A 26,037-nucleotide genomic window follows, 5' to 3' on the forward strand; every position below is an offset into this window, starting at 1 on the left:
TGCTTATTCTAAAATATTTTGCGTGATTAGGCTTGGAAAAAAATGCGTATTCTGTGTGAATCATTTAAGCAAAGCAGCCTGCATTTGGGTTGATGCAATGTGCAGGCTGCTTTTATATAGCGATTTATAGTGAATTAAAATCGCTGCAATCAAAAAAATAATAAAAGCAGCCTGCACTTTTCAATCAATAAAAAGTGCAGGCTGCTTTGTCGTATTACGCCACTTGCGTTTGATGTTCATCGCCCACGCGCTCGCGGATTGCGCCCAAGCGGTAAACCGTTTCGCCTTGTTCGGCAAACAATTTTTCGGCAGCGTCTGCGTTTTCGGGCGATACAATCACCACCATGCCAATGCCACAGTTGAACGTGCGATACATTTCCTGCGTTTGGACATTACCCGCCGTTTGCAGCCATTGGAATAATTTGGGCAACGTCCAAGATTTCGCGTCAATTTGCGCCACGCAATTTTCAGGCAACACGCGTGGTACGTTTTCTGTAATGCCTCCGCCTGTGATGTGCGCCATGCCTTTGATTTCAAATTGTTTCAATGCAGCTAAAACAGGTTTCACATACAAACGAGTTGGCGCGATAATCGCTTCACGCAAGGTTTTGTCGCCGTCAAATTTCGCGTCCAAATCAGGGTTATCACGCGCAATAATTTTGCGAACCAGCGAATAGCCATTGGAATGTGCACCATTGCTCGCCAAACCCAGCACCACATCGCCTGCTTTGATGTTGCGCCCGTTAATCACGTGGTCTTTTTCTACCACGCCCACCGCGAAACCTGCCAAATCGTATTCGCCTTCGGAGTACATTCCCGGCATTTCGGCTGTTTCGCCACCGATTAGGGCGCAACCTGATTCTTCGCAACCTACCGCGATGCCTTTAATCACATCGGTTGCGCGTGCCACCTCTAATTTGCCACACGCAAAATAATCCAAGAAAAACAAAGGCTCTGCGCCTTGAACCAAAATATCGTTCACGCTCATCGCCACCAAATCAATGCCGACTGTGTCGTGTTTATCCCATTCAAATGCCAGTTTCAGTTTTGTACCAACGCCGTCCGTACCAGACACCAGCACGGGATTTTGGTATTTTTTGCTGATTTCTACCAACGCGCCAAATCCACCCAAATCGCCCAACACTTCGGGGCGCATGGTACGCTTGGCAAAAGGTTTGATGTTTTCAACAAGTTGGTCGCCAGCGTCAATATCCACGCCTGCATCGCGGTAGCTTAAAGAAGTTTGAGTCATGATTCACTTTCGTAAACGAGTGGGAGAAAAAGCAGCCTGCACATGGATTGTGCAAAATGGAACTATTCGGCTATTTGATTCCCTCTTCTTTTGGGAGAGGGTTAGGGAGAGAGCAAACTATTCGCACAACAACAATCGCTGTTATTGCGCCTAAATCCCCCACCCTAGCCTCTCCCCCAAAGGAGAGGGAACAGATTTGCGGTTCTTCATCAAAAACATGCGGATTTTACACTATCTTACCTATCTGCCTGCAAAAAATTCGCCAATCCTGTTTGGCGTGGCACATGGTGTTGGCTGGCTTGAACCGCGCTATCTAAATCGCCCCAATACACAAATTGTTGTTTGGCTCGGGTTACGGCGGTGTAGAGCAAGGCGCGACTGGCGGTGCTGTAACTCGGCGCAAAATACCACACGCTGTCGTATTCCGAGCCTTGACTTTTGTGAACCGTCATCGCAAAGGCGGATTCGTGTTCGGGCAAACGGCTCAATGGCACGGTGCGGTAGCCTACGTTTTCATCGGGAAAACATGCAACCAAGCCTTTGGATTGTGCAGGCTGCATGACAATACCGACATCACCGTTATACAGTTTTTGGGCAGGCGCGTTGCGTGTAATCAACAACATTTGTCCTGCAAACCAAGTGTCGCTACTGGATACGCGCTGATGTTGTTGCGCGATTTGGCGATAAGCTTGGTTGATTTGTTGCGCGTCAAAACGCAACGCCGTTAGCGCGATTAAGCGGTTTTGCCACGCAAAAGCAGCCTGCACATCGCCAGCGTCTATCGCTTGCCAATAGTCGTGATGTTGTTGCCACATTTGCTCGGCAAGTTGTTTAGCTGAACCGTGTTGCTGCGACAAGGCTTGCGGAAACTGGGTAAACAGTTGCGCTACGTCATCACGATGGTGCAGGCTGCCTGTGCGAACGGCGGCGGCAAATTGTCCAATGCCGCTTTGGCCATCAAAACGATGGCTTAATGTTAAACGCGCGAATTGTTCGGCAACGGTGCGCCAATCGCTGCGTGCGGGCAAGTAGCGTTGCAGTTGCGCCAACGTAGCAGCCTGCACTTGTGATTGCGTGGACAGCGCGGTCAAAATCGCACCTGCACCCACCGATGGCAGTTGGTCGGCATCGCCCAGCAACACCACGCGGCAAGTATCGGACAAAGCACAAAGCAACTGATAAAACAAATAGTTATCCAACATAGACGCTTCGTCAATCAACACCATATCCAACACAAGTGGGTTGTTGCTGTCGTATTCTGCGTTCAGCGTGGGCGGTTTAATCCCCAATAAACGGTGTGCGGTTTGTCCGTCCAAAGCATTCAAATGCGCGGCAATGGCTGGCGATAAATCGGTCATGCGCGACAATGCGCCACGCAGGGCTTGTGATAAACGTGCTGCGGCTTTGCCTGTGGGCGCAACCAATGCAATGCGCGGTAAGGCGGCTTCATCGCACAGCAAAGCCAGCAATTTGGCAACGGTGGTGGTTTTGCCTGTGCCCGGCCCACCGCTAATCAACACAAATGGTTTAATCAACGCCAAAGTGCAGGCTGCTTGCTGGTCGTGGCTGCCTGCATCGGCAAACCACGTTTGCAATTTGAGCGTGATGATGTCGGGCGCAGGCAGCCTGCATTCTTGTTGCGATAGGCGTTGGATTTGCGCGGCAAGTTCGCGTTCCAAATGCCACGATTTTGCCAAAAACAAGCGTTTGCCGTCCAACACCAGCGGACTGCGGTCATCATTGCCCACCAATGGCGTGGCTTGCTGCAATAGAGCGACATCGCTGTGGCTAACGTAAACAAACGTATCGCCATTTGCGCTGGCGGCAAACAATCGTTGCACAAACGGCGCAACGCTGTCGGCAACATCGGGCACAATGCGTGCAAACAGTTCACACACGGCTTGCGCGGCTGGCGACAGGTCTAATTCGGTTTCGGTGTGGATATCTTGCGGACTCATGGCTTGCTTTCAAACTGAAATTGTTTGCCATTGTGGCGATTGCTGCCCTTGGCATCAAACAGCATACGGAAAAAATCCAAACCATAGCGGTCGGACAATTTATTGGCGCGTTTTTTGAGTTTTTCCAGATTCAATTCGGGCGTGAAATTGAACGCCAACACCGCCACATTGCCGTGCGTAGTGGCTGGCACTTCTAGCACGCGATTGTCAAACACAGTGCGTAGGCGTTGCATAAACAGCGAATAGCGTTTGTCACCACTCCACCAGTTGGTCGCAAAAATGCCGTTTGCGCTCAATGCTTGGCGGCAATCGTGGAAAAACGGCTCACCCACCAGTTCGTCAATGATTTGTATGCCGTCAAAGCCATCAACCAAAATCACATCGGTGTTGCCACGCATGATTTGAATGTATTCCGCACCATCGGCTTCTACAATATCAAAATTTTGCCCTTCAAAATCCAAGGCAAACGAAGTTCGGGCGATTTGAATGACTTGCGGATTGATTTCTACCGCCACTTGCTGCGAGTCGGGCAAATATTCGTGCAGCCAACGCGCAAACGAGCCGCCGCCCAAACCAATTTGGGTGATGTGCTGCGGCAGTTGTTCGGCAAACAGCAGCCACGACATCATGGCACGGCTATACGACAGCACCAATTCAGACGGCTGATTGATGTTCATGGAACTTTGAATGGTGGGCGTACCCAAATGCAAAGAGCGAATATTGCCTAGCTCCGACACGTTGGCATCGGGCAAGGTGTTGCGAAAAAAACGGTTGCGGCGAAAGGGATGAGTCATGGGGTTAGTCTTTTAAAATATAACGAATTCTTACGGTGTGTATCGTATCGGTTTACAATGACATTTTGTAACACGGTGCGATACAGTGATTTTAAGTTTCAAACACAAAGGATTGGAACAATTCTGTAAAAATCGCGATTACGCAATACTCGTTTCTTCGTGAACGCAAACAGCTTGTGCGCCACATTCGCGCCATTGTGTTGCAAACTGCGCCACTAAATCGGCAGAACTCAACAAAATAATCGGTTGCGAGCAGCCTGCACTCAAGGTGGTGCAGGCTGCTTTTGCGCTATTTTCGTCTGCAATATGCCACAACAAGCCATCGGCATCGCAAGCAGCCTGCACTTGTTCGGCACATTCAATCAACAGCCAAACGCTGGAAAAACCTTGTGGCAACGCGCCTTGCTGCTGCGCTTGTGGCAACGATAGCCACACATTATCTTGCGGCGATGTGGCTTGTGAAGCGTGTACCAATCGCCAGTTTTGATAATGCAACACCGAGTGCAGGCTGCCTGCTAATTGCTGCGGAAACGCCAATGCGCGGAGCAAATCTTGATTGGCAGGCAACATGGGCGACACATCAAATTGTCCGATTTTTTGCCACGCCCATTGCTGATTTTCGCGCGATTGCAGGCTGCCTTGCCATTGGTGCGCCGCCACACGAAAAAAACGCAAATGCACCAGCGCGTGTTCATAAGCATACACTTTTGCCAGCCATGGTGTTGCCGCCAAAATCTCGATGCCCAATTCTTCGGCAAATTCGCGCTGCAAAGCCGCCAGTTGCGTTTCACCCTGCTCTACTTTGCCGCCTGCAAATTCCCAAAAACCAGCATACGCCTTACCAGCAGGACGCGATGACAGCAACACTTCATCATGCTCGTTCAACACAATACCTGCAACGACTTCAATTTTGGGGCGCATAGTTTACCTTTGTTACAAAAAGGCAGATTGTAGCGCAATTTGCTATAATCACGCCCCAGCTTATCAACAGAAAGTACAAATTTTTATGTGGTTCAAACAAGTTACCTTTTATCCGATTAACACGCAAACCCTGCCCGATTTAGAAACCGTTGCCAACAAACTTACCGAATGCGAATTTGCCCCCATCACAGGCTTGGATTGGTTTAGCGAAGGTTTTGCCGCACCACACGGTTTTTCGCCCGAATTGGTTTTTCCTGCCGATTTCACTTGGTCGGTATCGCTCAAAAAAGCCGAAAAAGTCTTGCCTGCTGCGGTGGTACGCGATATTTTGGACGACAAAGTCGCGCAAATTCAAGATGCCGAATCACGCCACATTGGTCGCAAAGAAAAACAAGAATTAAAAGAACAAATTACAGACGATTTATTGCCGCGTGCGTTTACCAAAACCAGTCGCAGCCAAGCGATTATGGACACGCGCCACGGCTTTTTGTTAATCAACGGCGCAGGCAGCAAAGCCGAAAACACGATTGCCAAATTGCGCGAAGCCTTGGGCGGATTGGAAGCACGATTGCCACAAACCAAGCAATCGCCCAGCAGTTTGATGACCGATTGGCTGTTGCGCGGTGGCTGCGATGGCGGCTTTGAATTGGACGATTCGTGCGAACTAAAAGGCTCGGGCGATATTGTTCCCACGGTTAAAATCGCCAAACAGGATTTGACAGCAGAAGAAGTAACCCAGCATTTGCACACAGGCAAAACCGTCACCCAGCTTGGCTTGGTGTGGCGTGACCAAATCGCGTTTGTGCTAACCGAAGAATTTGCAATTAAACGCATTCAGTATTTGGACGTGTTGCAAGAACAAGCGGAACAGCATGGCGATGACGCGGCAAGTTTGGCGTTTGCCAGCCAAATTTTGACGGCAGAAAGTTTGTCCACGATGATTTTGGAATTGGTGGGCTGTTTGGGCAGTTGGCAGGAGTAAATCCATAACGCAAAATATAGTGCAGGCTGCTTTTGAGTAGCCAAAAAGCAGCCTGCACATTCCAATCTCACAAAAAAGACATCATCATGAAAAAATACTTAATCTCTCTATTTCTATTGGCGATGCAGCCTGCACTTGCCGACACGCTTGCCTACAATGGTTGCCAATATCAAGGCGAAGTCGTGCAACAAAAACCGCACGGCAAAGGCACGCTCACTTGCCGCGATGGGCGCATTTATTCGGGCGAATTCAAACACGGACAATTTCACGGCAAAGGACAATACATCGTCCCCAATCAACACAGCTTATCTATTGCGCCCTTTGGCATGAACAGCGACAAAATCAAAGGCATGGTGCTGGTTGGCACGTTTGTCAACGACATGGCGAACGGCAAATTCAAGGTGTATCAAGACGGTAAACATCTTTTTAATTTTACGTTTGAACGTGGCATTGCTAAATCGATGACATTGGCTAAATAAGGAAAAAATATGAGCATTAAATCCGACAAATGGATTCGCCGCATGAGCGAACAACACGGTATGATTGAGCCGTTTGAACCCAATCAAATCAAAGGAATCAACGGTCAAAAAATCATTTCTTATGGCACGTCAAGCTATGGCTACGACATTCGTTGCGCCAATGAATTTAAGATTTTTACCAACATCAACAGCACGATTGTGGACCCAAAAAACTTTGATACGCGCAATTTTGTTACGGTGGAAGACGATTTTTGCATTATTCCGCCCAACTCGTTTGCCTTGGCACGCACGGTGGAATATTTCCGCATTCCGCGCAATGTGCTGACCGTGTGCTTGGGCAAATCCACTTATGCACGTTGTGGCATTATTGTGAACGTAACTCCGTTTGAGCCTGAATGGGAAGGCTATGTTACGCTGGAATTTTCCAATACTACGCCGCTGCCTGCCAAAATTTATGCTGGCGAAGGCGTGGCGCAAGTGCTGTTTTTTGAAAGCGATGAAGTGTGCGAAACATCGTACAAAGACCGCAACGGTAAATATATGAGACAGACTGGGGTTACCTTGCCCAAAGCGTGAGTAAAGTGAAATCGCAATGGTACGGCGTTGCCAACGTCCTTATGTGCCATTTGCACACAGCGGACGTTGTTGCCTTGCCCCATTTTTATTTCACTTTACTCTATCGCAAAATATGCAGGCTGCTTTTTATTTATTTGATACCACGAATCCTAACCCATGTCCGACCCCAATCAAATTGACGCTTATTCCAACCTAATCCATGCGCTGCGCGTGTTGCCCAATGTGGGCGTGAAAACCGCACAGCGCATGGCATTTGCCTTGCTGCAACAAAACCGAGATGGTGCAGCACAACTCTTGTCTGCGCTGGATTTGGCGTTAAAGCAAATCCACAACTGCCAGCTATGCAACACGTTTTGCCAAGACGATTTGTGCCACACTTGCACCGACCCGCGCCGAGATTCGCGCCGTTTGATGATTGTGCATATGCCTGCCGATGTGTCGGCAATGGAATTGGCACGTTGTCATGACGGCTTGTATTTTGTGTTGATGGGACAAGTCAGCCCCACGCAAGACATGGATTTGAGCCACATTGCGCTAGACAAATTGGTCGCGCGAATCGCCCAACATCCTGTGGACGAAATCATCATCGCCACCGCATTCACAGCCGAGGGCGATGCCACGGCGTATGTTTTGTCGGAATTGTTTGCTAATCAACCATATAAAATCAGTCGTTTAGCGCGTGGTATGCCACTGGGCAGCGAGCTGGAATATGTGGACGCTGGCACGTTGGCGCAGGCGGTATATGAACGCCAGTTGCTGCAAAACGGAGAGTCGTCATGATAAGCAGTTGGCTGGTGTGGCTGCTGTTTAGCTGGCTATCGCTGTGGCAAGTCAATCAACCCGCGCAAGCCGAAGTGTTGCCGCCTACTCAAAAAGTGCAGGCTGCTTTGGTAAGCAAAAACACGCCCTACTCTATTTTGCGCGACTCGCAACGCTTGCAACACGCACAAACCAGCCTTGCCGCCTTGCCCGAATTAAAAAACCAGCCGATTGAAGTCTTCCAAAAAATAGATTTTTTTGACGGCACACGTCCGCGCATTGAATTGGCAATCCGCTCGCACCAATCGCCCAATCAACTGGTTTTTTATACGTTTGAACACGATAAGTGGACGGCATCACCCGTTGAGCATGGCAATTTAAATCCACAAGATAATGCAAAAATGCTGCGTTTGAGTGATGTTTCTTTTGTGCAGGCTGCTTTGGTCGCGCAAATATGGCAAGACAAAGCGCGTGAAATCAAGGCAGTAGAGCAGCAGCCGTATTATGTGTCGCTGGTGTGGTTGCCCAAGCAAAACAAGCGATTTTGGCACACGGCAACGCTGGAAGCAGCAGGCGCACAATATTATTTGAGCTGCCACGAAAACGGCGATGTATGGGAATGGAAACGCTTGGCTGGCAATGCGGCAGACGATAGCTAATCATGATGTATTGATTAAATACAAACAACACGAAAGGAATCGTATGAAAAAAAATCATTTGTTTAACCAGTTTGTTATTTTTAACGACTGCGTGTAGCACAGGAACATCAGCCATTTCAGGGCAAACGTCAGGCATTTGGCAAGATGCCGATGGCAAAAAATTTGAAATTCAACGCAATCCCAAAGAAGCCTATGATTTTATGGTAACTTCAATTGACACGCCCAAAGAATTGCAACCCACAATGGCAGGGGCATTTTATTATTCAAATTGTCAAATAACCGTTAATAAATGGGCAGGGGCAAATACGAAAATGAGTTATATTTTGCCGATTGATTTTCACAAAGTTAAAGAAAATGTGTATTGGCAACGGTTTATAAAGACGCTTTAAGCGCGTAAATTGGAACGCGGTTCTGCATCAAACGAATTGGCTGGGTTACGCTTTTCCGCATCAAAGCAGCCTGCACATTAAATCTACCAAATGTGCAGGCTGCTTTTGTATTTAAATCTTGTTATGATGCGATTTTTGTCACAGAAAGTTCAATCATGAGCCTAAAAACACAATTAACCGAAGACATGAAAGCAGCCATGCGTAGCAAAAACACGCTGGCATTGTCCACGATTCGTTTGGCAAACGCAGCCATTAAGCAGTTTGAAGTCGATGAGCGCGTGGAAGCGGACGATGCCAAAGTGCAAGCCATCATCAGCAAAATGATTAAGCAGCGCAAAGACAGCGCGACAATCTATTTGCAAGCCAATCGCCAAGATTTAGCCGACCAAGAAAACGCCGAAATTGCCGTGTTGCAACACTATTTGCCCAGCATGATGTCGGCAAACGAAATCGCCCAAGCAGTGCAGGCTGCTTTGGTAGCAACGGGCGCAACAGGCATGGGTGATATGGGCAAAGTCATGGGCATTTTGAAAACGCAATTAGCAGGCAAAGCCGATATGGGCGAAGTTAATCGCATTTTAAAAAGCAGCCTGCAATCAAAATAAAGGATAAATTATGCAAAAAGTCATCGCCATAGATGGGCCATCGGCATCGGGCAAAGGCACAGTTGCCGCACGCGTTGCCGCCGCATTGGGTTGGGCGTATTTGGATTCGGGCGCGTTGTATCGCCTGACTGCGCTTTATGCCTTGCAACAAAACATCGCGTGGACAGACGAAAACGCCGTTGCCCAATGTGCAGGCTGCTTGCCTGTTGTGTTTGATGGGCAACGTATTTTGTTGGCAGAACAAGATGTTAGCCAAGCCATTCGCACCGAACAAATTGGCATGGGCGCGTCTACCATTGCTGCTTTGCCAGCCGTTCGCGCCGCTTTGTTGCAACGCCAACGCGACTTTTTAACCGAACAAGGCTTGGTTGCCGATGGGCGCGATATGGGTTCTGTTGTATTTCCGCAAGCAGCCTGCAAAGTTTTTTTGACCGCTACACCGCAAATTCGCGCCGAACGTCGTGCCAAGCAAATCGGCATAGAAAACAGAGGTTTAGAATTTGATCGCATTTTGGCAGACATTATGGCGCGAGACGAAAACGACCGCCGTCGCAGCGTTGCGCCGTTACAGCAGCTTGATGACGCGCATTTGCTGGATACGTCCAACCTGACGATTGAGCAAGCGGTGCAGCAAGTTTTGGATTGGTATCACGAAAAAAACGGCTAAAAAAGCTATTCAAAATCAAAAAAATGGCGTATAGTTCGCGGTTTTATTTTTGCCGATGCGCCAAGGGCTTCGGCATTTCAACAACACAACTCGCACGCCTTGGCAGTGCAATGAAAGCAAATCCAACATGGAAAATTTTGCCCAATTATTGGAAGAATATTCAGCAACCCAAGAAATGACTTACGGTGAAGTGATTACTGCCGAAGTGGTTGATATTACTGATAAATTTGTAATCGTAAACGCAGGTTTGAAATCTGAGTCTTTGATTGACGTTGCAGAATTCAAAAACGCGCAAGGCGAATTGGAAGTTAAAGTAGGCGACTTCGTTACTGTAACCATTGAATCAGTAGAAAACGGCTTTGGCGAAACCAAATTATCTCGCGAAAAAGCGCGCCGTGCAGCAGACTGGATTGCTTTGGAAGAAGCAATGGAAGACGGCGAAATCTTGTCTGGCGTAATTAATGGCAAAGTAAAAGGCGGCTTGACTGTGATGATTAACAGCATTCGCGCGTTCTTGCCAGGTTCTTTGTTAGACGTTCGTCCAATCAAAGACACATCACACTTTGAAGGCAAAGAAATCGAATTCAAAGTGATTAAATTAGACCGCAAACGCAACAATGTTGTGGTATCTCGCCGCGCTGTGTTGGAAGCAACTTTGGGCGAAGAGCGCAAAGCATTGATGGAAAACTTGCAAGAAGGCACCATCGTTAAAGGTATCGTGAAAAACTTGACCGACTACGGTGCGTTTGTTGATTTGGGCGGTATTGACGGCTTGTTGCACATCACAGACTTGGCATGGCGTCGTGTTAAACACCCAAGCGAAGTGTTGGAAATGGGTCAAGAAGTTGAAGCCAAAGTATTGAAATTCGACCAAGACAAACAACGTGTATCTTTGGGCTTGAAACAGTTGGGCGAAGACCCATGGGACGGTTTGGCTCGTCGCTACCCACAAAGCACTCGCTTGTTCGGTAAAGTGTCTAACTTGACTGAATACGGTGCATTCGTTGAAATCGAACAAGGCATCGAAGGTTTGGTTCACGTTTCTGAAATGGACTGGACAAACAAAAACGTTCACCCAAGCAAAGTTGTTCAACTGGGCGACGAAGTTGAAGTGATGATTTTGGACATTGATGAAGACAAACGTCGCATCAGCTTGGGCATGAAACAATGCCAATCTAACCCTTGGAAAGATTTTGAAGCCAATTACAGCAAAGGCGACAAAATCAAAGGCGCAGTAAAATCGATTACTGACTTTGGCGTGTTCATTGGTTTGCCTGGCAACATTGATGGTTTGGTTCACTTGTCTGACTTGTCTTGGACAGAGTCTGGCGAAGAAGCGGTTCGCAAATACAAAAAAGGCGAAGAAGTGGAAGCCGTTGTATTGGCGATTGATGTGGAAAAAGAACGCATTTCTTTAGGCATCAAACAGTTGGAAGGCGACCCATTCAACAACTTCTTGGCAATGAACGACAAAGGTGCTTTGGTTAAAGGCGCGGCTAAATCAGTTGAAGCCAAAGGTGCGGTTATCGCATTGGCAGACGAAGTAGAAGGCTACTTGCCTGCTTCTGAATTTGACAGCGAGCGCGTTGAAGACTTAACCACTAAATTGAAAGAAGGCGATGAAGTGGAAGCGGTTATCGTAAATGTGGACCGCAAAAACCGTAGCATCAAATTGTCTGTTAAGGCAAAAGATGCCAAAGCCAATGACGAAGCGTTGAAAGCGGCTCAATCTGCTGCACCTGCAAATGCTGGTACAACTAGCTTGGGCGACTTGTTGAAAGCGTCTTTGGGAAAAAACTAATTAAGGTATTGATATTATGACCAAATCAGAGTTAATGGCTCACTTGGCAGAGGTGTTTGCAGAACGCAACGCGGATTCCGAGTTGCAGTCCAAAGACATTGAATACAGCGTAAAAGTTTTGGTGGATACCATGACTCGTGCGTTGGCAAAAGGTCAGCGTATTGAAATTCGTGGTTTTGGTAGCTTTGATTTGAATCATCGTCCGCCACGCATTGGTCGTAATCCAAAAACAGGCGAACGTGTGGAAGTACCGCAAAAGTATGTGCCACACTTTAAGCCTGGTAAGGAATTGCGCGAACGTGTAGATGAATCTGCGGCGTAATACGTTTATCTGCTAAATAAGAAAACCGTATCTATTGCAAAATAGATACGGTTTTTTGTTGTTCAAAAAAGTGCAGGCTGCTTTTTAACATTCGGCAATCGCAAACGCGCAAATATAATCCCGCTCATCGCTTAAACTAATGTGAACACGGCGAATGTTGCGCTCGCCAAGCCAAGTTTGCAGTTCGGGTGCAAACGCTAATTCTGGCTTACCCGATTCATCATGCACCACCGAAATATGTCGCAGGCTCACAGGCTCGCGCACGCCTGTTCCTACTGCTTTGGCAAAGGCTTCTTTGATGGCAAAGCGTTTGGCAATCAAGCAAACCATATCAGAGCAGCCTGCACTTTGCTGGTATTCGCTGGGGCTTAATACGCGCCGTGCCAGCGCATCGCCGTATTTTTGATGCAGGCTGCTAATGCGTTCGACTGCCAAAATATCTGTGCCGATGCCGTAAATCATAAGCCACCGCGTGCGCGATACATCGCGTCTTTCATTTGGGTGATGGCAGCTGGCAAGCCCAAAAATACTGCTTGTGCGATAATGGAGTGCCCGATATTCAATTCCACAATCTCGGGAATTTGGGCGATGGGCGCAACGTTGTGAATGGTCAAGCCGTGTCCTGCGTTTACGGTCATGCCCAAGCTGGCGGCAAATTTGGCGGCTTCGGCAATGCGTTGGCGTTCTTGTTCGCGCTGCGCTGGGGTTTCGGCATCGGCATACGCGCCTGTGTGCAATTCAATCACACGCGCACCTGCGTCATACGCGGCTTGAATTTGTGCTTTGTCTGCGCCAATAAAAATCGACACGCGAATCGAAGCAGCCTGCAATTTTTCGACATAAAAACGTACTTTGTCTTGCTGTGCAATCACGTCCAAACCGCCTTCTGTGGTTACTTCTTCGCGTTTTTCTGGCACGATGCACACGTCTTCGGGTTGCACAACAAGCGCGTTGGCAAGCATTTCTTCGGTCATTGCCATTTCCAAGTTCAGGCGTGTGCGAATGGCTTGTTTAATCGCAAACACATCGGCATCTTTAATATGACGGCGGTCTTCGCGCAAGTGCAGCGTAATCAAATTCGCGCCATGCGTTTCGGCAATGAGCGCGGCTTCGAGTGGGCTGGGATAGGATACACCACGCGCGTTGCGTAAGGTTGCCACGTGGTCAATGTTGATACCTAAAAACATAGTTTTCCTTTAATTGAATAGTGTGTCGAAGTCTGCATTATAGAGAAATAGCCTATTTTTGTGCAGGCTGCTTACTAATAGATTTAATAATCATGTATGAATTGATTTGTATCAATACGCAAGCAGCCTGCATATTTATAATGGCGCACAGTCAGTCAGGTATGGGGCTGCGGGTAGTAAACAGTTTAATTATTTTTTTTGGAGAATAATCATGGATGTGTTTGCTCAATTATTCAAATCGCCAGTGGGCATGATGTCTTTGGCAACGATTGCTTTTATTATCGTGATTGCGGTCTTTATGTTTTTTTGGGTGAAAAAGCAAGCCGATAACGATAAAAAATAAACCGAATTTTCAATTTCCTCTTGATGTGTGTGTGTTTGGGTGTAGGTGAATAATCTACACCCCTTTTTTTGTTACAAAAAGCAGCCTGCATATAGAAAACAAACAGAATTTTGCTAGAAAAAACAGTAACAATACATTAAAATTCATGTCATATCCACATAAACCACGCATCAGAGTTCAATATGACATTTCTATTACTTTCCACCTTTATTTATCTTGCTTTTGCAGTTGTTTCGGTTTTGGTATCGCAAAAATTGGGTTTAGGCTCGGTTTTAGGCTATTTAATGGCAGGCATCGTGATTGGCCCAATGTTGGGGTTTGTTGGTAAAGAAACCGAATCGATTCAACATGTTGCCGAATTTGGCGTGGTGATGATGCTGTTTTTGGTGGGTTTGGAACTCGCACCGCAAATGTTGTGGCAGTTGCGCCATAAATTATTGGGCTTGGGCGGTTTACAAGTGGGCTTGTCGCTTGCTGCTATTGCAGGAATTGCCATTGCTTTGGGTTATTCGTGGCAAATTGGCGTGGCGGTCGGCTGCATTTTGGCTTTGTCTTCTACCGCCATCGTGCTGCAAACTTTTAACGAAAAACAATTATTGCCCACGCAGGGCGGACAAGCTGGTTTTGCTGTATTGCTGTTTCAAGACGTTGCCGCGATTCCCATGCTGGCGTTGATGCCGTTGTTGGCAGCATCGGGCATTCGTTCTACTGGCGATGCAAGTCACGGCACGAACTTATTGGCGCATCAACCTGCATGGATTGTGGCTTTGGTCAGCATCGCTTCCATTGCTATTATTATTGTTGCCGTGCGTTATTTAGTGCCGTTTGCGTTTAAATTTATCAGCAAACACCGTGTGCACGAAATGTTTACCGTATTTACTTTAACGCTGGTGGTTGGCATTGCCACGCTCATGTCATCGATTGGCTTGTCGCCAGCATTGGGCGCGTTCATTGCAGGTGTTGCGCTGGCAAACAGCAGCTATCGTCACGAAATGGAAAGTTATCTAGAACCATTTAAAGGCTTGTTTTTAGGTTTATTTTTTATTACCGTTGGTGCAGGCATGAACTTTGGTTTGCTGCAACACAAATTTTTCCCCATCATCGGTATGACATTGGGCTTGTTGCTGGTTAAAGCATTGATTTTGTGGATTTTGGGCAAAGTATTTCGCTTGCCTCCATTGGCGGCCAAATTGTTCGCATTGAGTTTGGCACAAGCAGGTGAATTTGGATTTGTGTTGCTGTCTATTGCCAAACAACACGCCGTTTTGCCTGCCGCTGTCCACGATAGAATTGGCTTGGTCATTGCTTTGTCTATGGTTTTGACACCGTTACTGTTTATTTTTTATGACAAAGTACTCGCCCCCAGAGCGATTGAAACCGAAAACGAAGCCCGCCAATCGGACGACATTCACGAAGAAAACCCTGTTATTTTGCTGGGACACGGACGCTTTGGTCAGCACGTCAATAGCATTTTGACGGCGTGTGGCTTTCGCACCACCGTGATTGATAACCACGCAGAAATGGTGGAAGGCTTGGCAAAATTTGGCATCAAAACCTATTATGGCGATGCGACGCGCCCAGAATTGCTCGGCTCGGTGGGGTTGGCAAAAGCCAAATTGTTGATTGTTACTGTGGGCGACCGACACAAAAGCACCGAAATTGTTGAATATGTGCGCCGTCATTACCCCAATTTGCGGATTATTGCACGTGCCTACGACCGTGCTCACGCTTACGAATTGCATCACGCAGGCGCAGATTACATTATTCGCGAAATTGTCGATTCTGCGATTCGTGGCGGACGCATTGCGTTGGAAAAACTAGGGCTTGCGCCAGAACAGGCGCGAGAGTTGGTCAAATTCTATGCTGCACGAGACCGCTATCTGTCTGACCAAGTGGCAGAAGTGTTTAACCCCAATGTCCCCATTTTTGCCCAAGATGAGACGATTGAAGTCGTCCGCAGTATTGATGGCGAAACCAAGAACATGATTCAGGCTTTATTGCGTGGCGAAAAAGTGGATTGGGAAGAAAAACACGAAAACGAGCGCACTCAAATGAAACAGGGTATTTCGTAATCAAGTAATAAAGTGCAGGCTGCTTTGAAATTCAATTCAAGGCAGCCTGCACTTTTTATATGGTTTCCACACTAAAACTACGTTCCAATTTCTGCCATTGTTCGCTTTCCGTTTGCAAGGCAGACGAGGTGAGCGGATTGCTATCCAACCAATTTTGCGAAATTTTTAGCACATATTCGCCTGCATTTTTTTCTTGCAACACCGTGCGCAGTGGCAATTCCAACGGCAAGCGGGCGCGGCAGAACAGCACGGCAAGTCGCAACGCCAAAATGGAATGCCACCACATGGGTTCATGGTTGGCTAAATCGCCCATTTTTTTCAAATCGCCACGATGCCCCAGTGTGAGTTCGGACAACAAAGTTTGCTCGGAGCGCGAAAAGCCTGGCATATCCGCCTGCGCCAAAATGTATGCCGTGTGTTTGTGGTACGCCGTGTGGGCGATGTCTATGCCAATTTCGTGCAACAATGCCGCCCAGCGAACGTAGTCTGACCAATAGCCCAGTTCTTGCACGGTTGCCGTTTGCGCCAAGTTATACAAGAAATAGCCAGCCAATTTGGCAACGCGCTCGGCTTGGTTAGTGCTGACGTGGTAGCGTTGTTGAAATTGGGCGGTGGTTTGGTCACGCAAATCTTCTTCCAAATTGCGTCCAATCATGTCATAGAACACGCCATCGCGCAGCGCGGCTTCGGTAAACTGCATTTCGGCGATGTCTAGCTCTTCAAAAGCAGCCTGCAATACGGCAAGTCCGCCTGCAAACACTTCCACACGCTCGGGTTTTAAACCGTCCAATTTGGCTTTTTTGACCGAACCTGCTTCAATGATGCGGTTGGCAAGTTGGCGCATTGCGTCCAGCGTGATGCCTTGCCCCAAGCCCTGCGCGATAATCACGTTGACGATGGATTTGGCTGAACCAGAAGTCCCCAAAGCCACGTCCCAGCCTTGTCGTTTGTAGATTTTGCTGATGCGTTGGATTTCGCCACGCGCAGCGTTAATAGCAGCCTGCATGTCTTTTTGCGTGATTTTGTTATCAAAAAAGCGTTTGGAATAAGTAACGCAGCCCAAAGGCAGGCTTTCGGTGTGCGTGGGTTGCAGGCTGCTTCCCAAAATGAACTCGGTTGAACCGCCGCCAATGTCAATGACCAATAATTTTTGCCCGTTGGACGGATAGGTGTGAATCACGCCTGTGTAGATTAACCGCGCTTCTTCGCGCCCTGCCACCACTTCAATCGGAAAGCCCAATGCTTGTTCGGCTTGCGGCAAAAAGCTGCGGATATTTTTTGCCACGCGAAAGGTGTTGGTTGCGACCACGCGCACATTTTCGGGCGAAAAACCGCGCAGGCGTTCACCAAATTGCGCCAAACATTCCAAAGCGCGTTGCTGGCTGGCATCGTCTAGCATTTTGTTGTTGTCCAAACCGCCAGCCAAGCGCACCATGTGTTTGATGTTTTCAATCACTTGCGGCTGACCTTGATTGTTTTGGCAAATTTGCAAACGAAAGCTGTTTGAACCTAAATCTACCGAAGCGAGCATAGGAAGAGCATTCATGTGAAAAATCCTTGTTGGGAATGGAAAATAAATAGTGCAGGCTGCTTTGTTAATCGCTATCGTTTACGCCACCCCCAAATCACGCAAAACCAAATCCGCTACATCATCGGCACTATTGGGCAAAGCCAATGTTCGCGCTTGCGTTGCCCATTGCAGACATTGTTCGCGGTTGAGCTGTTGCAAAATATTCGCCAAATTTTCGGCATTGAGCTGATGTTGTGACAACAACAAACCTGCGTTTGCCGATACCATGTGTCGCGCATTGGCAGTTTGGTGGTCATCAACCGCCTGCGGAAACGGCACGAGCAACGCGCCTACGCCTGCTGCGGTTAATTCGGCAATCGTCAGTGCGCCTGCACGACAAATCAACATATCGGCATCGCGATAAACCGCCGTCATATCATGTACAAATTCCACGCATTCGGCAGACACGTTGGCTTGTTGATAAGCAGCCTGCACTTGTTCCAAATTGCCGCGCCCCGATTGATGCGTGATGTGTGGACGTTGCGATTCTGGCAACAAAGCCAAAGCGGTAGGCACGATTTGATTCAACGCCTGTGCGCCCAAGCTGCCACCAATCACAAAAATGCGTAACGCGCCTGTGCGCTGTGCAAAGCGTTGTTCGGGCGTGGGCAACTGAACGATTTCGGCGCGAACGGGGTTGCCAACCAAACCATCTGGATATTGCGGAAACGCACTCGGAAATGCCGACATTACGCGCGTTGCCCATTGCGCCAAGCGTTTGTTTGCCATGCCTGCCACCGCGTTTTGTTCGTGGACAAAAATCGGCAAGCGCAATAATTTTGCCGCCAAACCACCAGGAAAGGTAACAAATCCACCAAAACCAATCACGGCATCAATTTGATGTTTTTTGATGATAGATTTAGCAGCCTGCACGCATTTTGCCAACATAAACGGCAACTCGAGTTTACGCAGCAAGCCTTTACCGCGCACGCCTTTCATGGCAATGGTTTCCAGCGTGATGCCGTGTTGTGGCACAAGGCGTTCTTCCATGCTGCCGACGCTGCCCAGCCACACCACGCGATGTCCACGCGCTTGCAAAGATTGCGCCACCGCAAGCGCAGGGAAAATGTGTCCGCCTGTGCCACCTGCCATCAGCAAAAAGGTTTTAGGGTTGTTCGGGTTCATGATTGGTCTCGCTTGTGTCTGTTTTTTGCAATTCTTTGGGGTCGGTTACGCAAAATCCGCGTAATTTGCGACGGTTTTCGTAATCCACGCGCAGCAGTATGGTAAACGCAATCATCATGATGATGAGCGATGAACCGCCGTATGAAATCAGCGGCAAGGTTAAGCCTTTGTTGGGCAAAAAGCTAATGTTCACGCCCACGTTAATAAACGCCTGCGCGGCAACCCACACGCCAATGCCGACTGCCATAAACGAATTAAAGTGCAATTCTAAATCTCGCGCTTGTTTGCCAATGGAAAAGGCGCGCCAAATCAGCCAAACATATACGCCAATCAACACGGCTACGAACAACAAGCCCAGCTCTTCGCCAATAACCGCCAAAATGAAATCGGTATGTGCTTCGGGCAAAAAGCCGCGTTTGAAAATCGCATTGCCCAAGCCTTCGCCAAACAAACCGCCACGCTCCATAGACAGCAGCGAGCCTAAACCTTGATAACCTGTGCCTGTGGGGTCATTCCACGGTTGCCACATCACTTCCACGCGGCGTAAACGGTATTCGTTACCAAAAATCGCTGCCAGCGCAGCCAAAATCGCAATCACAATCGAACCCAAAAACCATGTTTTGGGCATATTGGCTAAAAATAGTAGGCTAATAAAAATGCCAAATACCACTACCACCGAGCCTAAATCTCGTGTCAAATAGGTCAAGGCGCAACCGATGGCAATGGGAATTCCCACCACCATAACGCGCTTGAAGTCATGCAAAATATCCACTTTGCGCTTAAAAAAGCCTGCCATATACATAATAGTCGCCAATTTAAACAATTCGCTGGGCTGGAATTTGATGCCCAAAGGGGTCGGCAACCAGCGTTTTGCGCCATTTACAGTTTCGCCAATCGCTAATACGGCAATCAAGCAAATCGCTGTGGCATAAATCAGGTATTTTGACCAACGCTGCCATCGCCACATGGGAACGCGCATCAACAAATACGACAACGCCAAGCCAGCCGCCGCAAATTGTGTTTGTTTGAATAAAAAATAAGCACGGCGGTCAAAGTCGTGCAAACCAGCCTGCGCTGCCGATGCGGAATACACCATTACCAAGCCAAAACACAATAGGCACAGCAACACCCAAACCAAAGTTTTGTCGTAGCTGTAACCATGGCGCAGGAGATTACGGTCAAATAATTTGGTTTCGGTTTGATTGGGCAGATTGTGCAGCCAAGCAGGAAGAGAAAAAAGCGATTTCATGTGTTGAATGACGAAAAAATAATTTGAGTGCGTATTGTAGCAGCGATTGCGGTATTTGGTATTTGCTTATTGCGTAAAAAGTGCAGGCTGCTTTTTCCATTTCAAAGCAACCTGCACTTTATGTTGCGTGATTTAACCAATCAGTTGTTTCAACACTTCCGCTTTTGCCGAATCATAATCTTGTTGCGAAATCAAACCGTTATCCAGCAATGTTTTGAGTTTGCTCAACTTGGTTTGTGGGTCATCGCCAGATGCCGAAGCAGCCTGCACAGGTTGTGTGGCTTGTGCAGGCTGCATCATGCCAGCCATTGCGCCTGCCATCGCCTGACCAATGCCTGCGCCCACGCCCAAACCTGCGCCAATGCCAGCCAATCCACCTTCGTTTTGCGCTGCCAACGGAATCGCCTGCGCGGTTTGAAATTGCGTGTATTTGCCCAAATCGCCCACAATGCCCATGCTCATGCGGCTGTCCAACGCTTTTTGAATGGCTTCGGGCAGCGTAATGCTTTCCACCGTGAAGCTTTCCAAAGCCAAGCCCAATTTGGCGAATTCGGGTTGCAGCAATTCGGTCATTTTTTGCGACAACAATACTTGGTTTGCCGCCATATCCAAAAACGGTACGCCCGATGTAGCAAACGCGGTTGCCATTTGCGTCATGGCGATGTTTTTGAGTTGCGATTCCAGTTGCTCGCCCGAATAGCTTTCCACCACGCCCGACACTTCTTTAAAGAATAAAGCTGGGTCGACAATGCGATACGAATACATGCCAAACGAACGCAACTGCACCACTCCAAAATCGGTATCGCGCACGGTTACAGGTTGCGCCGTACCCCAACGCTTGCCGATTTGTTGGCGCGTGTTGAAAAAATACACATCGGATTTGAATGGCGATTCAAAGAATTTGTCCCAGTTTTTTAGGTTGGTCAAAATCGGCAGCGTTTGCGTTTTGAGCGTGTAACGTCCTGCGCCAAACACGTCTGCCGTGATGCCTTCGTCCACAAACATCGCCGCTTGGCTTTCGCGCACGGTCAAACTTGCGCCGTTTTGGATTTCTTGGTCGGCAATGGGAAAACGCCAAACCAGCGTGTTTTCATCGGGCGATTGCCATTGAATCACATCAATAAACTGCTTGCGAATAAAGTCAAACATAAAAATCCTTTCGTGAAAAAAGTGCAGGCTGCTTTGTATATCCATTCAGAAAATCAAGCTAACAAGGCGACAACGCCCGCCGTGTATGTATGATACATAAGGGTGTTGGCAACGCAGTTAGGTTGATTTTATGAGTGGATATTAATCTACCAAGCAGGCTGCATTCAACAAACCAATCGCGATAGAAATCGCACACAAAAACGTGCCAACGGCAACATTATTGTGTTCCAGCTCCGAAATTGCATCGGGAATAATGCGCGTGCTAACAAAAAATAGCCCAATTTGCACCACGCCTGCCAATACGCCCCAAACGACGAAATTAACCAGCCCAACGCTGTGAGTCATTGCCGACACCAGCGCGGCGCAAAAACCAATCAGCGCACCGCCAAACGACAAGGCGCAGGCAAGATTGCCGCTTTTAATCAGCTCCAATTCGCGTGGCGGCGTGATGCGCGTGTAGAGCGCGCCGAAAATGCCCGTCATCAGCAAGGCGGCAAATAGGTATTGCAGATACAAAAAATATTGACTGAATGTAAACGACATAAGCAATTCCAAAATGATTGATAAACAAAAGCAGCCTGCAAATTATAGTGCAGGCTGCTTTTAAATCAAACCTATTTAATTGAATTATTTGCAAACAAAGCTATTGGCATCGTTTTCATCACCACAAACATAGGTCGCGATTTTGGGATACGCGCACAAAGGCTGGCTTTTGCCTGCAAACGCTTTGCCTTTTGCCAACATGGATTCGGAAGCTTGTCCGCGTTCGTGCCAGTTTTCCAACGCGGTGAGTGGGTCAAAATCGTCCAAAGCTGGGCCGCCACCGCCTTAAAATAAGAATTTGCCGTTCCAGTTGGCAGGCAAGCGCATTTGAAAGCCAATCGCATACGGTTTGCCGTCTGCACCTGTGCGGCGGTTGATTTCGCCTTCTACTACGCAATGTGCGCCATAAACCACATCTTTGCCACTGGCAGACGAGCCCGTTAATGCGGCTTGGTCATCGGCAGGTAATTTGCCTTCGTTTACCCATTGAGCGCGTGTGATGGCGGTTTGATAAATGTTTGCCTGTTGCAGCGATGTATTAAAAGTGAGTCAAGGCGGAATATACATCATAAAAAATGGACTTGTCTTATTTTGTAAAACCAGTATAATTCGCGTTTCTTTACGCGGACGTGGCGAAATTGGTAGACGCACTGGATTTAGGTTCCAGCGCCGCAAGGCGTGAGAGTTCGAGTCTCTCTGTCCGCACCATATACCATATTATAAATCAATAACTTACAAATTTTTGGGGCAAGTTTGGGACAAAAGTTGATTTAATAATACAAAAAAGCAGCCTGCAACCATTGCAAAAAAATGCAACAGTTACAGGCTGCTTTTCAGTTGTCGGCATAATCTCCCTAACTCAACTATCACGATTATCCTGACAATGCGTTACACCTGCATACCGTCCATTTCAAAACGGCGCACAAACAACACATCAGAATCGCCAAAACCAGCCGCAGGAAGCGACAAAATTTCCAATTCCAGCGCATCTACTTTTGCCGTGTGTGGACGCTCGGTAAACAAAAACGCAAATTGCGTAAACGCATCAACCGCACCGCCCAAATCGTCCAGCGCACCTACGCCTTTTTCCGATGTCAAAACCTTGCTAGTCGCATTGTCATAAGTAGATGGTGGTGTCCTGAAAAGTGTGCTGTAAAAAAATAAGCAATAAAAAAGCAGCGAAAACAGAGTATATTTGAGTGTGTGAAAACAGAAATAACTCTAACTTGTCCTCGCTGCCAAGGACAAAATATAAAGAAAAATGGCTACTCTGGCAATCGTAAACAAAAGTATTTTTGTAAAGATTGCTGCCGTAATTTTATTGGCGACCATAACCTTACCTATAAGGGTTGTCATTCCAAAGCTGATGAACAGGTTTGGAGAATGACCGTTAGAGGTTGTGGTATTCGCGATATTGCAGCAATTACGGGTTACAGCAAAGACAAAGTTCAGGCTGCCTTAAAACGCCATGAGTTTGAGCCATTTCCTAAACAAAAACATTACTCTACACTTGAAATAGACGAGTTTTGGACATTTGTCGGTAACAAGTCTAATAAAGTGTGGCTAGTCTATGCCTATCACAGAGAAAGTGGCGAAATTGTCGCTTACGTTTGGGGTAAGCGCGATTTAGCAACAGCGCGAGCACTCAAACGGCGTTTGAAAGAGTTGCGTGTAACCTATGACAGAATTGCGACCGATGACTGGGCTGCATTTTTAAATGTCTTTTCAAATGAAGAATGACATCTAGTTGGTAAGCAACACACAGTTGGCATTGAGGGTAATAACTGTCGTTTACGGCACAAAGTAAGGCGAGCGTTTAGAAAAACGTGTTGCTTTTCTAAAAGTATGTTTTATCACAAGAAAGTTTTTGATTTGGCTTTCTTTGATATTCATTTTAGCATTGTTTAGTTTTACAGCACACTTTTCAGGACGCCACCAAGCATGGAAAGATGTCCGCCTAACCGAATTAAGTAACCAAAAAGAAATTCTGAAAACATATTTGGAAGAAACATTCAAAGAACGCAGAGAAATGATTGATGGTTTATTTGATGCGTTAGACAAAGGCATGGATTCGGGCAATATGGACGTTATCAATGCTGCGATTGATGGCATTATCAATATTTCCAAAGATTCTCCATTGCAAAATGTGAATAAAATTATACACGCTATGAAAGACAATGACACAAAAGTCATTAGCTTTTAATGAGTAAGTTAGAACCTTTTCCCTGTACTGCTTGCGGATTGTGCTGTAAAAAAAAAGTGCATTTAAGCGGACAAACATCATGGCTAAATCGTGGCGATGGTGTTTGTCGCTATTTTGATGAGCAGACAAATTTATGTACGATTTATGAACAGCGTCCTTTGGTTTGTTGGGTGGAAGAGTATTATCTGCAACACTTAACGCAGCACTATTCTTGGCAAGAATTTGTGCGTATCAATCTAGAAGTATGTCAGCGATTTCAATCTGAATGTGATGTAGATTGAATGATGTAAACAAAAAAACAGCCTGCACTTTGTATTCAATCCAAAGTGCAGGCTGCTTTTCCTATTATTTGCAGTTAATCCCTTGCATTTGCGGCGGATTGCCATTACTAGTCGGGATTTTACAGCTTGTGCCGTTGCTGCCTGTTACCACAACCACCAGTTTGCCACCGTTTTGCGTGCTGCTAATGCTCAGCGGTTCGGCTGCGCCCATACCGACTGATGCGTTGGTAATATTGGTCAAAAAGCCTGCATCGCTAATGCCAGAAGTGTTGCTGCTGATTTGTGGCTCTTTTGCCATCGCAAATGGTGCAAGCATTGCCAAAGTGCAGGCTGCTAATAAACGAGATGTGGTGTTTTTCATTTGTGATTCCTTTCTGTGGAATAATTGGTATAAGTGCATCTTACTGCAATTTTCTGGCAAAACCGCAATCTTTACACGATTTTGAACAACAAAGCACGCAAAGCGCGGCTGTTTTCCAACAAATTTTCGTGCGCTGTGCCAGTTATAGCGCAATCCATCAACAAGATGCCGTTTGGGCGTTTTTGATGCAAACTGGGGCGAATTTGAGCTGGCATAAACGGCAAATCATAGTGTGCAGCAAATTGTTCGGCGCGTTGGTTAGCAAGGTGCAGCATGGGCGCGAGTCGTACATTCAAATGAAAATGGCGCACGTTTAGCACAATGATTCGAGCGGCAAACCAATCGGCTTCATCAGTAAATTGAGCTGGGCTGGCTTGGCTAAAATCGTGGCGACTGGCAGCAATCAGCATGGCAACGGTGCGGATTTCGGGCAGCATGGCTTCGCTGATTTTATCGTTGTGGGCAAAATCCAGATTGTGTTGCGCCAATAAATCGGTGCGATGCGCGTTGCCGTCGGTAAGCAAACAGCATTGGCGCAGGGATTTGATTGCAGGTGTAATTGGGTCAATAAGAGAGATGGCTTGCATGATGATTCCTTTGTAAACATAAATAAATGCTGTGGCGGAAATTCGGTCATGCGATAAAACGGCAATAAAAAAACCGCCACAAAAATCGGGGCGGTTGTTTTGATAGCAAAAGTGGTTATCCACGTGCAACAAAGCTGTACCGCACCGAAGTGGGGTACCAATAATATGAACGTGTGAATAAAGCGTTTTGCATGATGTAAACTTTCTGTTAAAAGATGTAGCGAATTTTAGGACTGCGATAATGGGTTTGTCAAGCATTGTTCAACATATAGTGAATTAAATTTAGATTAGTACCGCGTTGCCAACTCCCTTATGTACTAGATGTACACGGCGGTCGTTGTCGCCTTGTCCTAATCTAAATTGAATCCACTATAAAAAGTGCAGGCTGCTTTTTAACGTGAAAAAGCAGCCTGCAATTTGTTTTATTTACTGATTTACTTCTTTGCAAAGCCCTGTGATTGCAAATACGCCAACGCATTCGGGCGCACTTCGCCACGCAAATTGGCGGCAATTTGTTGCGACCACGTCAAATCCATATTGCTGCGCGTCAAGTAATATTGATGTACCACTTCATCGTATTGTGCCAATTCGTCTGCGCTGGCTGGGCGATAACGGTTTTCGCTCACCACTACCGTTGCAGGCAAGCGCGGACGCTGTACAGGCTCTTGCGCTGGGTGTCCCAAGCACATACCAACCATGGGCATGACGCCGTGTGGCAAGTCCAACAATTTGCTAATCGTGGTCATGTCGTTACGCAAACTGCCGATGAACACGCCGCCCAAACCCAATGATTCGGCTGCCAACAACACATTTTGCGAGAAAATGCCCACGTCCACCGCGCCTGTTAGCAAGACTTCTGTCCACTCAATTTGCGCGTCTGGCACAAGTTGGGTGTGGCGCGCGGTGTCCACGCAAAACACCAGAAATTCGGCGCAGTTTTCAACATAATGATGACCGAGTTTGCCTTGATAGGCATTGGCGCACACTTCGCGGATTTGGGCGCGAATGGCACGGTCAGTAACGCGCACAATGCTCACCGCCTGCATAAAGCTAGACGTGGAAGCCATTTGCCCTGCGTGAATAATCGCGTCAAACATTTCGGCAGAAATCGGCTCATCGCTGAATTTGCGGATAGAGCGGTGCGCGAATGCGGTTTCCAGAGTGGGTTTGCTGTTTAACATAGGGTAATCCTTTGTGTGGGAA

At 47.4% G+C, this 26,037-nt stretch carries 30 protein-coding genes, 1 tRNA gene and 2 pseudogenes; 16 read left to right on the top strand and 17 right to left on the bottom strand.

Annotated elements, in window-relative coordinates; all coding sequences use genetic code 11:
* Positions 1-214: 214 nt before the first annotated feature.
* The 4 genes from purM to DQN52_RS08775 all read right to left on the bottom strand — a co-directional run bounded on the left by purM (position 215) and on the right by DQN52_RS08775 (position 4,925).
* Positions 215-1,252, bottom strand: a complete 1,038-nt coding sequence (gene purM, locus DQN52_RS08760) for a phosphoribosylformylglycinamidine cyclo-ligase (protein WP_003786455.1) — start codon at positions 1,250-1,252, stop codon at positions 215-217.
* Positions 1,253-1,488: 236 nt separating this feature from the next.
* A complete protein-coding gene (recD, locus tag DQN52_RS08765; protein ID WP_003786453.1) occupies positions 1,489-3,210 on the bottom strand; it encodes an exodeoxyribonuclease V subunit alpha in 1,722 nt (573 codons plus the stop codon).
* A complete protein-coding gene (locus DQN52_RS08770) occupies positions 3,207-4,004 on the bottom strand; it encodes a polyamine aminopropyltransferase (protein WP_003786450.1) in 798 nt (265 codons plus the stop codon). Before DQN52_RS08770 ends, recD begins: the two co-directional genes overlap by 4 nt.
* A gap of 138 nt (positions 4,005-4,142) precedes the next feature.
* Positions 4,143-4,925 carry an NUDIX domain-containing protein gene (locus DQN52_RS08775; protein WP_003786448.1) on the bottom strand — a complete coding sequence of 261 codons (783 nt, stop codon included), beginning with the start codon at positions 4,923-4,925 and terminating at the stop codon, positions 4,143-4,145.
* A gap of 85 nt (positions 4,926-5,010) precedes the next feature.
* Here DQN52_RS08775 and DQN52_RS08780 point away from each other — a divergent pair, with 85 nt between their 5' ends.
* The 10 genes from DQN52_RS08780 (at position 5,011) to DQN52_RS08830 (ending at position 12,164) form a co-directional block, all read left to right on the top strand.
* Positions 5,011-5,907 carry a recombination-associated protein RdgC gene (locus DQN52_RS08780; protein WP_003786446.1) on the top strand — a complete coding sequence of 299 codons (897 nt, stop codon included), beginning with the start codon at positions 5,011-5,013 and terminating at the stop codon, positions 5,905-5,907.
* A gap of 86 nt (positions 5,908-5,993) precedes the next feature.
* Entirely contained in the window at positions 5,994-6,386 is a 393-nt protein-coding gene (locus tag DQN52_RS08785; protein WP_003786444.1) for an MORN repeat-containing protein, read from the top strand.
* Between the two features lie 9 nt (positions 6,387-6,395).
* Positions 6,396-6,962 (top strand): dCTP deaminase, encoded by a 567-nt coding sequence (dcd, locus tag DQN52_RS08790; protein WP_003786442.1) that lies wholly within the window; start codon positions 6,396-6,398, stop codon positions 6,960-6,962.
* 156 nt (positions 6,963-7,118) lie between these two features.
* Positions 7,119-7,742 carry a recombination mediator RecR gene (recR, locus tag DQN52_RS08800; protein WP_003786438.1) on the top strand — a complete coding sequence of 208 codons (624 nt, stop codon included), beginning with the start codon at positions 7,119-7,121 and terminating at the stop codon, positions 7,740-7,742.
* Positions 7,739-8,380 carry a hypothetical protein gene (locus DQN52_RS08805; protein ID WP_003786437.1) on the top strand — a complete coding sequence of 214 codons (642 nt, stop codon included), beginning with the start codon at positions 7,739-7,741 and terminating at the stop codon, positions 8,378-8,380. Before recR ends, DQN52_RS08805 begins: the two co-directional genes overlap by 4 nt.
* A 71-nt stretch (positions 8,381-8,451) precedes the next feature.
* Entirely contained in the window at positions 8,452-8,769 is a 318-nt protein-coding gene (locus DQN52_RS08810; protein ID WP_003786436.1) for a hypothetical protein, read from the top strand.
* A gap of 155 nt (positions 8,770-8,924) precedes the next feature.
* Positions 8,925-9,374 carry a GatB/YqeY domain-containing protein gene (locus tag DQN52_RS08815; RefSeq protein ID WP_003790679.1) on the top strand — a complete coding sequence of 150 codons (450 nt, stop codon included), beginning with the start codon at positions 8,925-8,927 and terminating at the stop codon, positions 9,372-9,374.
* A gap of 10 nt (positions 9,375-9,384) precedes the next feature.
* Entirely contained in the window at positions 9,385-10,041 is a 657-nt protein-coding gene (gene cmk, locus DQN52_RS08820; protein WP_003786432.1) for a (d)CMP kinase, read from the top strand.
* A 55-nt stretch (positions 10,042-10,096) separates the two neighbouring features.
* On the top strand, positions 10,097-11,842 hold the full coding sequence (gene rpsA / locus DQN52_RS08825) for a 30S ribosomal protein S1 (protein WP_080561228.1): 1,746 nt from the start codon (positions 10,097-10,099) through the stop codon (positions 11,840-11,842).
* A 16-nt stretch (positions 11,843-11,858) separates the two neighbouring features.
* Positions 11,859-12,164 (top strand): integration host factor subunit beta, encoded by a 306-nt coding sequence (locus DQN52_RS08830; RefSeq protein ID WP_003786429.1) that lies wholly within the window; start codon positions 11,859-11,861, stop codon positions 12,162-12,164.
* Positions 12,165-12,248: 84 nt separating this feature from the next.
* Here the strand turns inward: DQN52_RS08830 and acpS are convergent, their stop codons facing one another.
* Both acpS and pdxJ read right to left on the bottom strand, forming a co-directional pair.
* Positions 12,249-12,626, bottom strand: coding sequence for a holo-ACP synthase (acpS, locus tag DQN52_RS08835; RefSeq protein WP_003786427.1), 378 nt, complete (start codon positions 12,624-12,626; stop codon positions 12,249-12,251).
* Complete coding sequence (gene pdxJ, locus DQN52_RS08840; protein WP_003786425.1) at positions 12,623-13,351, bottom strand: pyridoxine 5'-phosphate synthase; 729 nt, start codon at positions 13,349-13,351, stop codon at positions 12,623-12,625. The genes acpS and pdxJ overlap by 4 nt, the downstream gene beginning before the upstream one ends.
* A 211-nt stretch (positions 13,352-13,562) precedes the next feature.
* Between pdxJ and DQN52_RS08845 the strand changes: the two genes are divergently transcribed.
* Both DQN52_RS08845 and DQN52_RS08850 read left to right on the top strand, forming a co-directional pair.
* Complete coding sequence (locus tag DQN52_RS08845) at positions 13,563-13,694, top strand: DUF3149 domain-containing protein (protein WP_072141383.1); 132 nt, start codon at positions 13,563-13,565, stop codon at positions 13,692-13,694.
* A 182-nt stretch (positions 13,695-13,876) separates the two neighbouring features.
* A complete protein-coding gene (locus tag DQN52_RS08850; protein WP_003786420.1) occupies positions 13,877-15,766 on the top strand; it encodes a monovalent cation:proton antiporter-2 (CPA2) family protein in 1,890 nt (629 codons plus the stop codon).
* A gap of 55 nt (positions 15,767-15,821) precedes the next feature.
* Here DQN52_RS08850 and ppx read toward each other — a convergent pair whose 3' ends face one another.
* The 7 genes and pseudogenes from ppx to DQN52_RS11400 form a co-directional block, all read right to left on the bottom strand.
* The gene (gene ppx, locus DQN52_RS08855) at positions 15,822-17,312 is read right to left on the bottom strand and encodes an exopolyphosphatase (RefSeq protein WP_003786418.1); all 1,491 of its coding nucleotides are present in this window, start codon (positions 17,310-17,312) and stop codon (positions 15,822-15,824) included.
* Positions 17,313-17,375: 63 nt separating this feature from the next.
* Complete coding sequence (gene murG, locus DQN52_RS08860) at positions 17,376-18,461, bottom strand: undecaprenyldiphospho-muramoylpentapeptide beta-N-acetylglucosaminyltransferase (RefSeq protein WP_003786416.1); 1,086 nt, start codon at positions 18,459-18,461, stop codon at positions 17,376-17,378.
* Positions 18,442-19,710 (bottom strand): putative lipid II flippase FtsW, encoded by a 1,269-nt coding sequence (gene ftsW, locus DQN52_RS08865; protein WP_003786414.1) that lies wholly within the window; start codon positions 19,708-19,710, stop codon positions 18,442-18,444. The genes murG and ftsW overlap by 20 nt, the downstream gene beginning before the upstream one ends.
* 132 nt (positions 19,711-19,842) lie before the next feature.
* Positions 19,843-20,859: an SPFH domain-containing protein gene (locus DQN52_RS08870; RefSeq protein ID WP_032134096.1), complete on the bottom strand. Its 1,017-nt coding sequence runs from the start codon at positions 20,857-20,859 to the stop codon at positions 19,843-19,845.
* 141 nt (positions 20,860-21,000) lie between these two features.
* Complete coding sequence (locus tag DQN52_RS08880) at positions 21,001-21,402, bottom strand: DUF350 domain-containing protein (protein WP_003786412.1); 402 nt, start codon at positions 21,400-21,402, stop codon at positions 21,001-21,003.
* Between the two features lie 84 nt (positions 21,403-21,486).
* A pseudogene (locus DQN52_RS08885) lies at positions 21,487-21,672 on the bottom strand (tannase/feruloyl esterase family alpha/beta hydrolase); the annotation flags it as partial.
* Between the two features lie 15 nt (positions 21,673-21,687).
* The gene (locus DQN52_RS11400) at positions 21,688-21,816 is read right to left on the bottom strand and encodes a hypothetical protein (RefSeq protein WP_003786407.1); all 129 of its coding nucleotides are present in this window, start codon (positions 21,814-21,816) and stop codon (positions 21,688-21,690) included.
* 209 nt (positions 21,817-22,025) lie between these two features.
* Between DQN52_RS11400 and DQN52_RS08890 the strand changes: the two genes are divergently transcribed.
* Positions 22,026-22,110, top strand: a tRNA-Leu gene (locus DQN52_RS08890).
* A 180-nt stretch (positions 22,111-22,290) separates the two neighbouring features.
* Here DQN52_RS08890 and DQN52_RS08895 read toward each other — a convergent pair.
* Positions 22,291-22,500 (bottom strand): hypothetical protein, encoded by a 210-nt coding sequence (locus DQN52_RS08895; protein WP_032827693.1) that lies wholly within the window; start codon positions 22,498-22,500, stop codon positions 22,291-22,293.
* A 105-nt stretch (positions 22,501-22,605) separates the two neighbouring features.
* Between DQN52_RS08895 and DQN52_RS08900 the strand changes: the two are divergent.
* From DQN52_RS08900 to DQN52_RS11600, 3 genes and pseudogenes are all read left to right on the top strand, one after another.
* Positions 22,606-23,310 (top strand): annotated as a pseudogene (locus DQN52_RS08900) (IS1 family transposase).
* Positions 23,270-23,605: a hypothetical protein gene (locus DQN52_RS08905; protein WP_071461634.1), complete on the top strand. Its 336-nt coding sequence runs from the start codon at positions 23,270-23,272 to the stop codon at positions 23,603-23,605. The pseudogene DQN52_RS08900 and the gene DQN52_RS08905 overlap by 41 nt, the downstream one beginning before the upstream one ends.
* Positions 23,605-23,886, top strand: coding sequence for a YkgJ family cysteine cluster protein (locus DQN52_RS11600; RefSeq protein WP_072141384.1), 282 nt, complete (start codon positions 23,605-23,607; stop codon positions 23,884-23,886). The genes DQN52_RS08905 and DQN52_RS11600 overlap by 1 nt, the downstream gene beginning before the upstream one ends.
* Positions 23,887-23,950: 64 nt before the next feature.
* Here DQN52_RS11600 and DQN52_RS08915 read toward each other — a convergent pair whose 3' ends face one another.
* The 3 genes from DQN52_RS08915 to nfsA form a co-directional block, all read right to left on the bottom strand.
* Complete coding sequence (locus DQN52_RS08915; protein WP_003786397.1) at positions 23,951-24,247, bottom strand: hypothetical protein; 297 nt, start codon at positions 24,245-24,247, stop codon at positions 23,951-23,953.
* Between the two features lie 71 nt (positions 24,248-24,318).
* Positions 24,319-24,834: a hypothetical protein gene (locus tag DQN52_RS08920; RefSeq protein ID WP_032827366.1), complete on the bottom strand. Its 516-nt coding sequence runs from the start codon at positions 24,832-24,834 to the stop codon at positions 24,319-24,321.
* 434 nt (positions 24,835-25,268) lie between these two features.
* Complete coding sequence (gene nfsA / locus DQN52_RS08925; RefSeq protein WP_003786393.1) at positions 25,269-26,015, bottom strand: oxygen-insensitive NADPH nitroreductase; 747 nt, start codon at positions 26,013-26,015, stop codon at positions 25,269-25,271.
* Positions 26,016-26,037 lie beyond the last annotated feature (22 nt).

Source organism: Kingella kingae (assembly GCF_900475905.1).
Lineage (GTDB): Bacteria > Pseudomonadota > Gammaproteobacteria > Burkholderiales > Neisseriaceae > Kingella > Kingella kingae.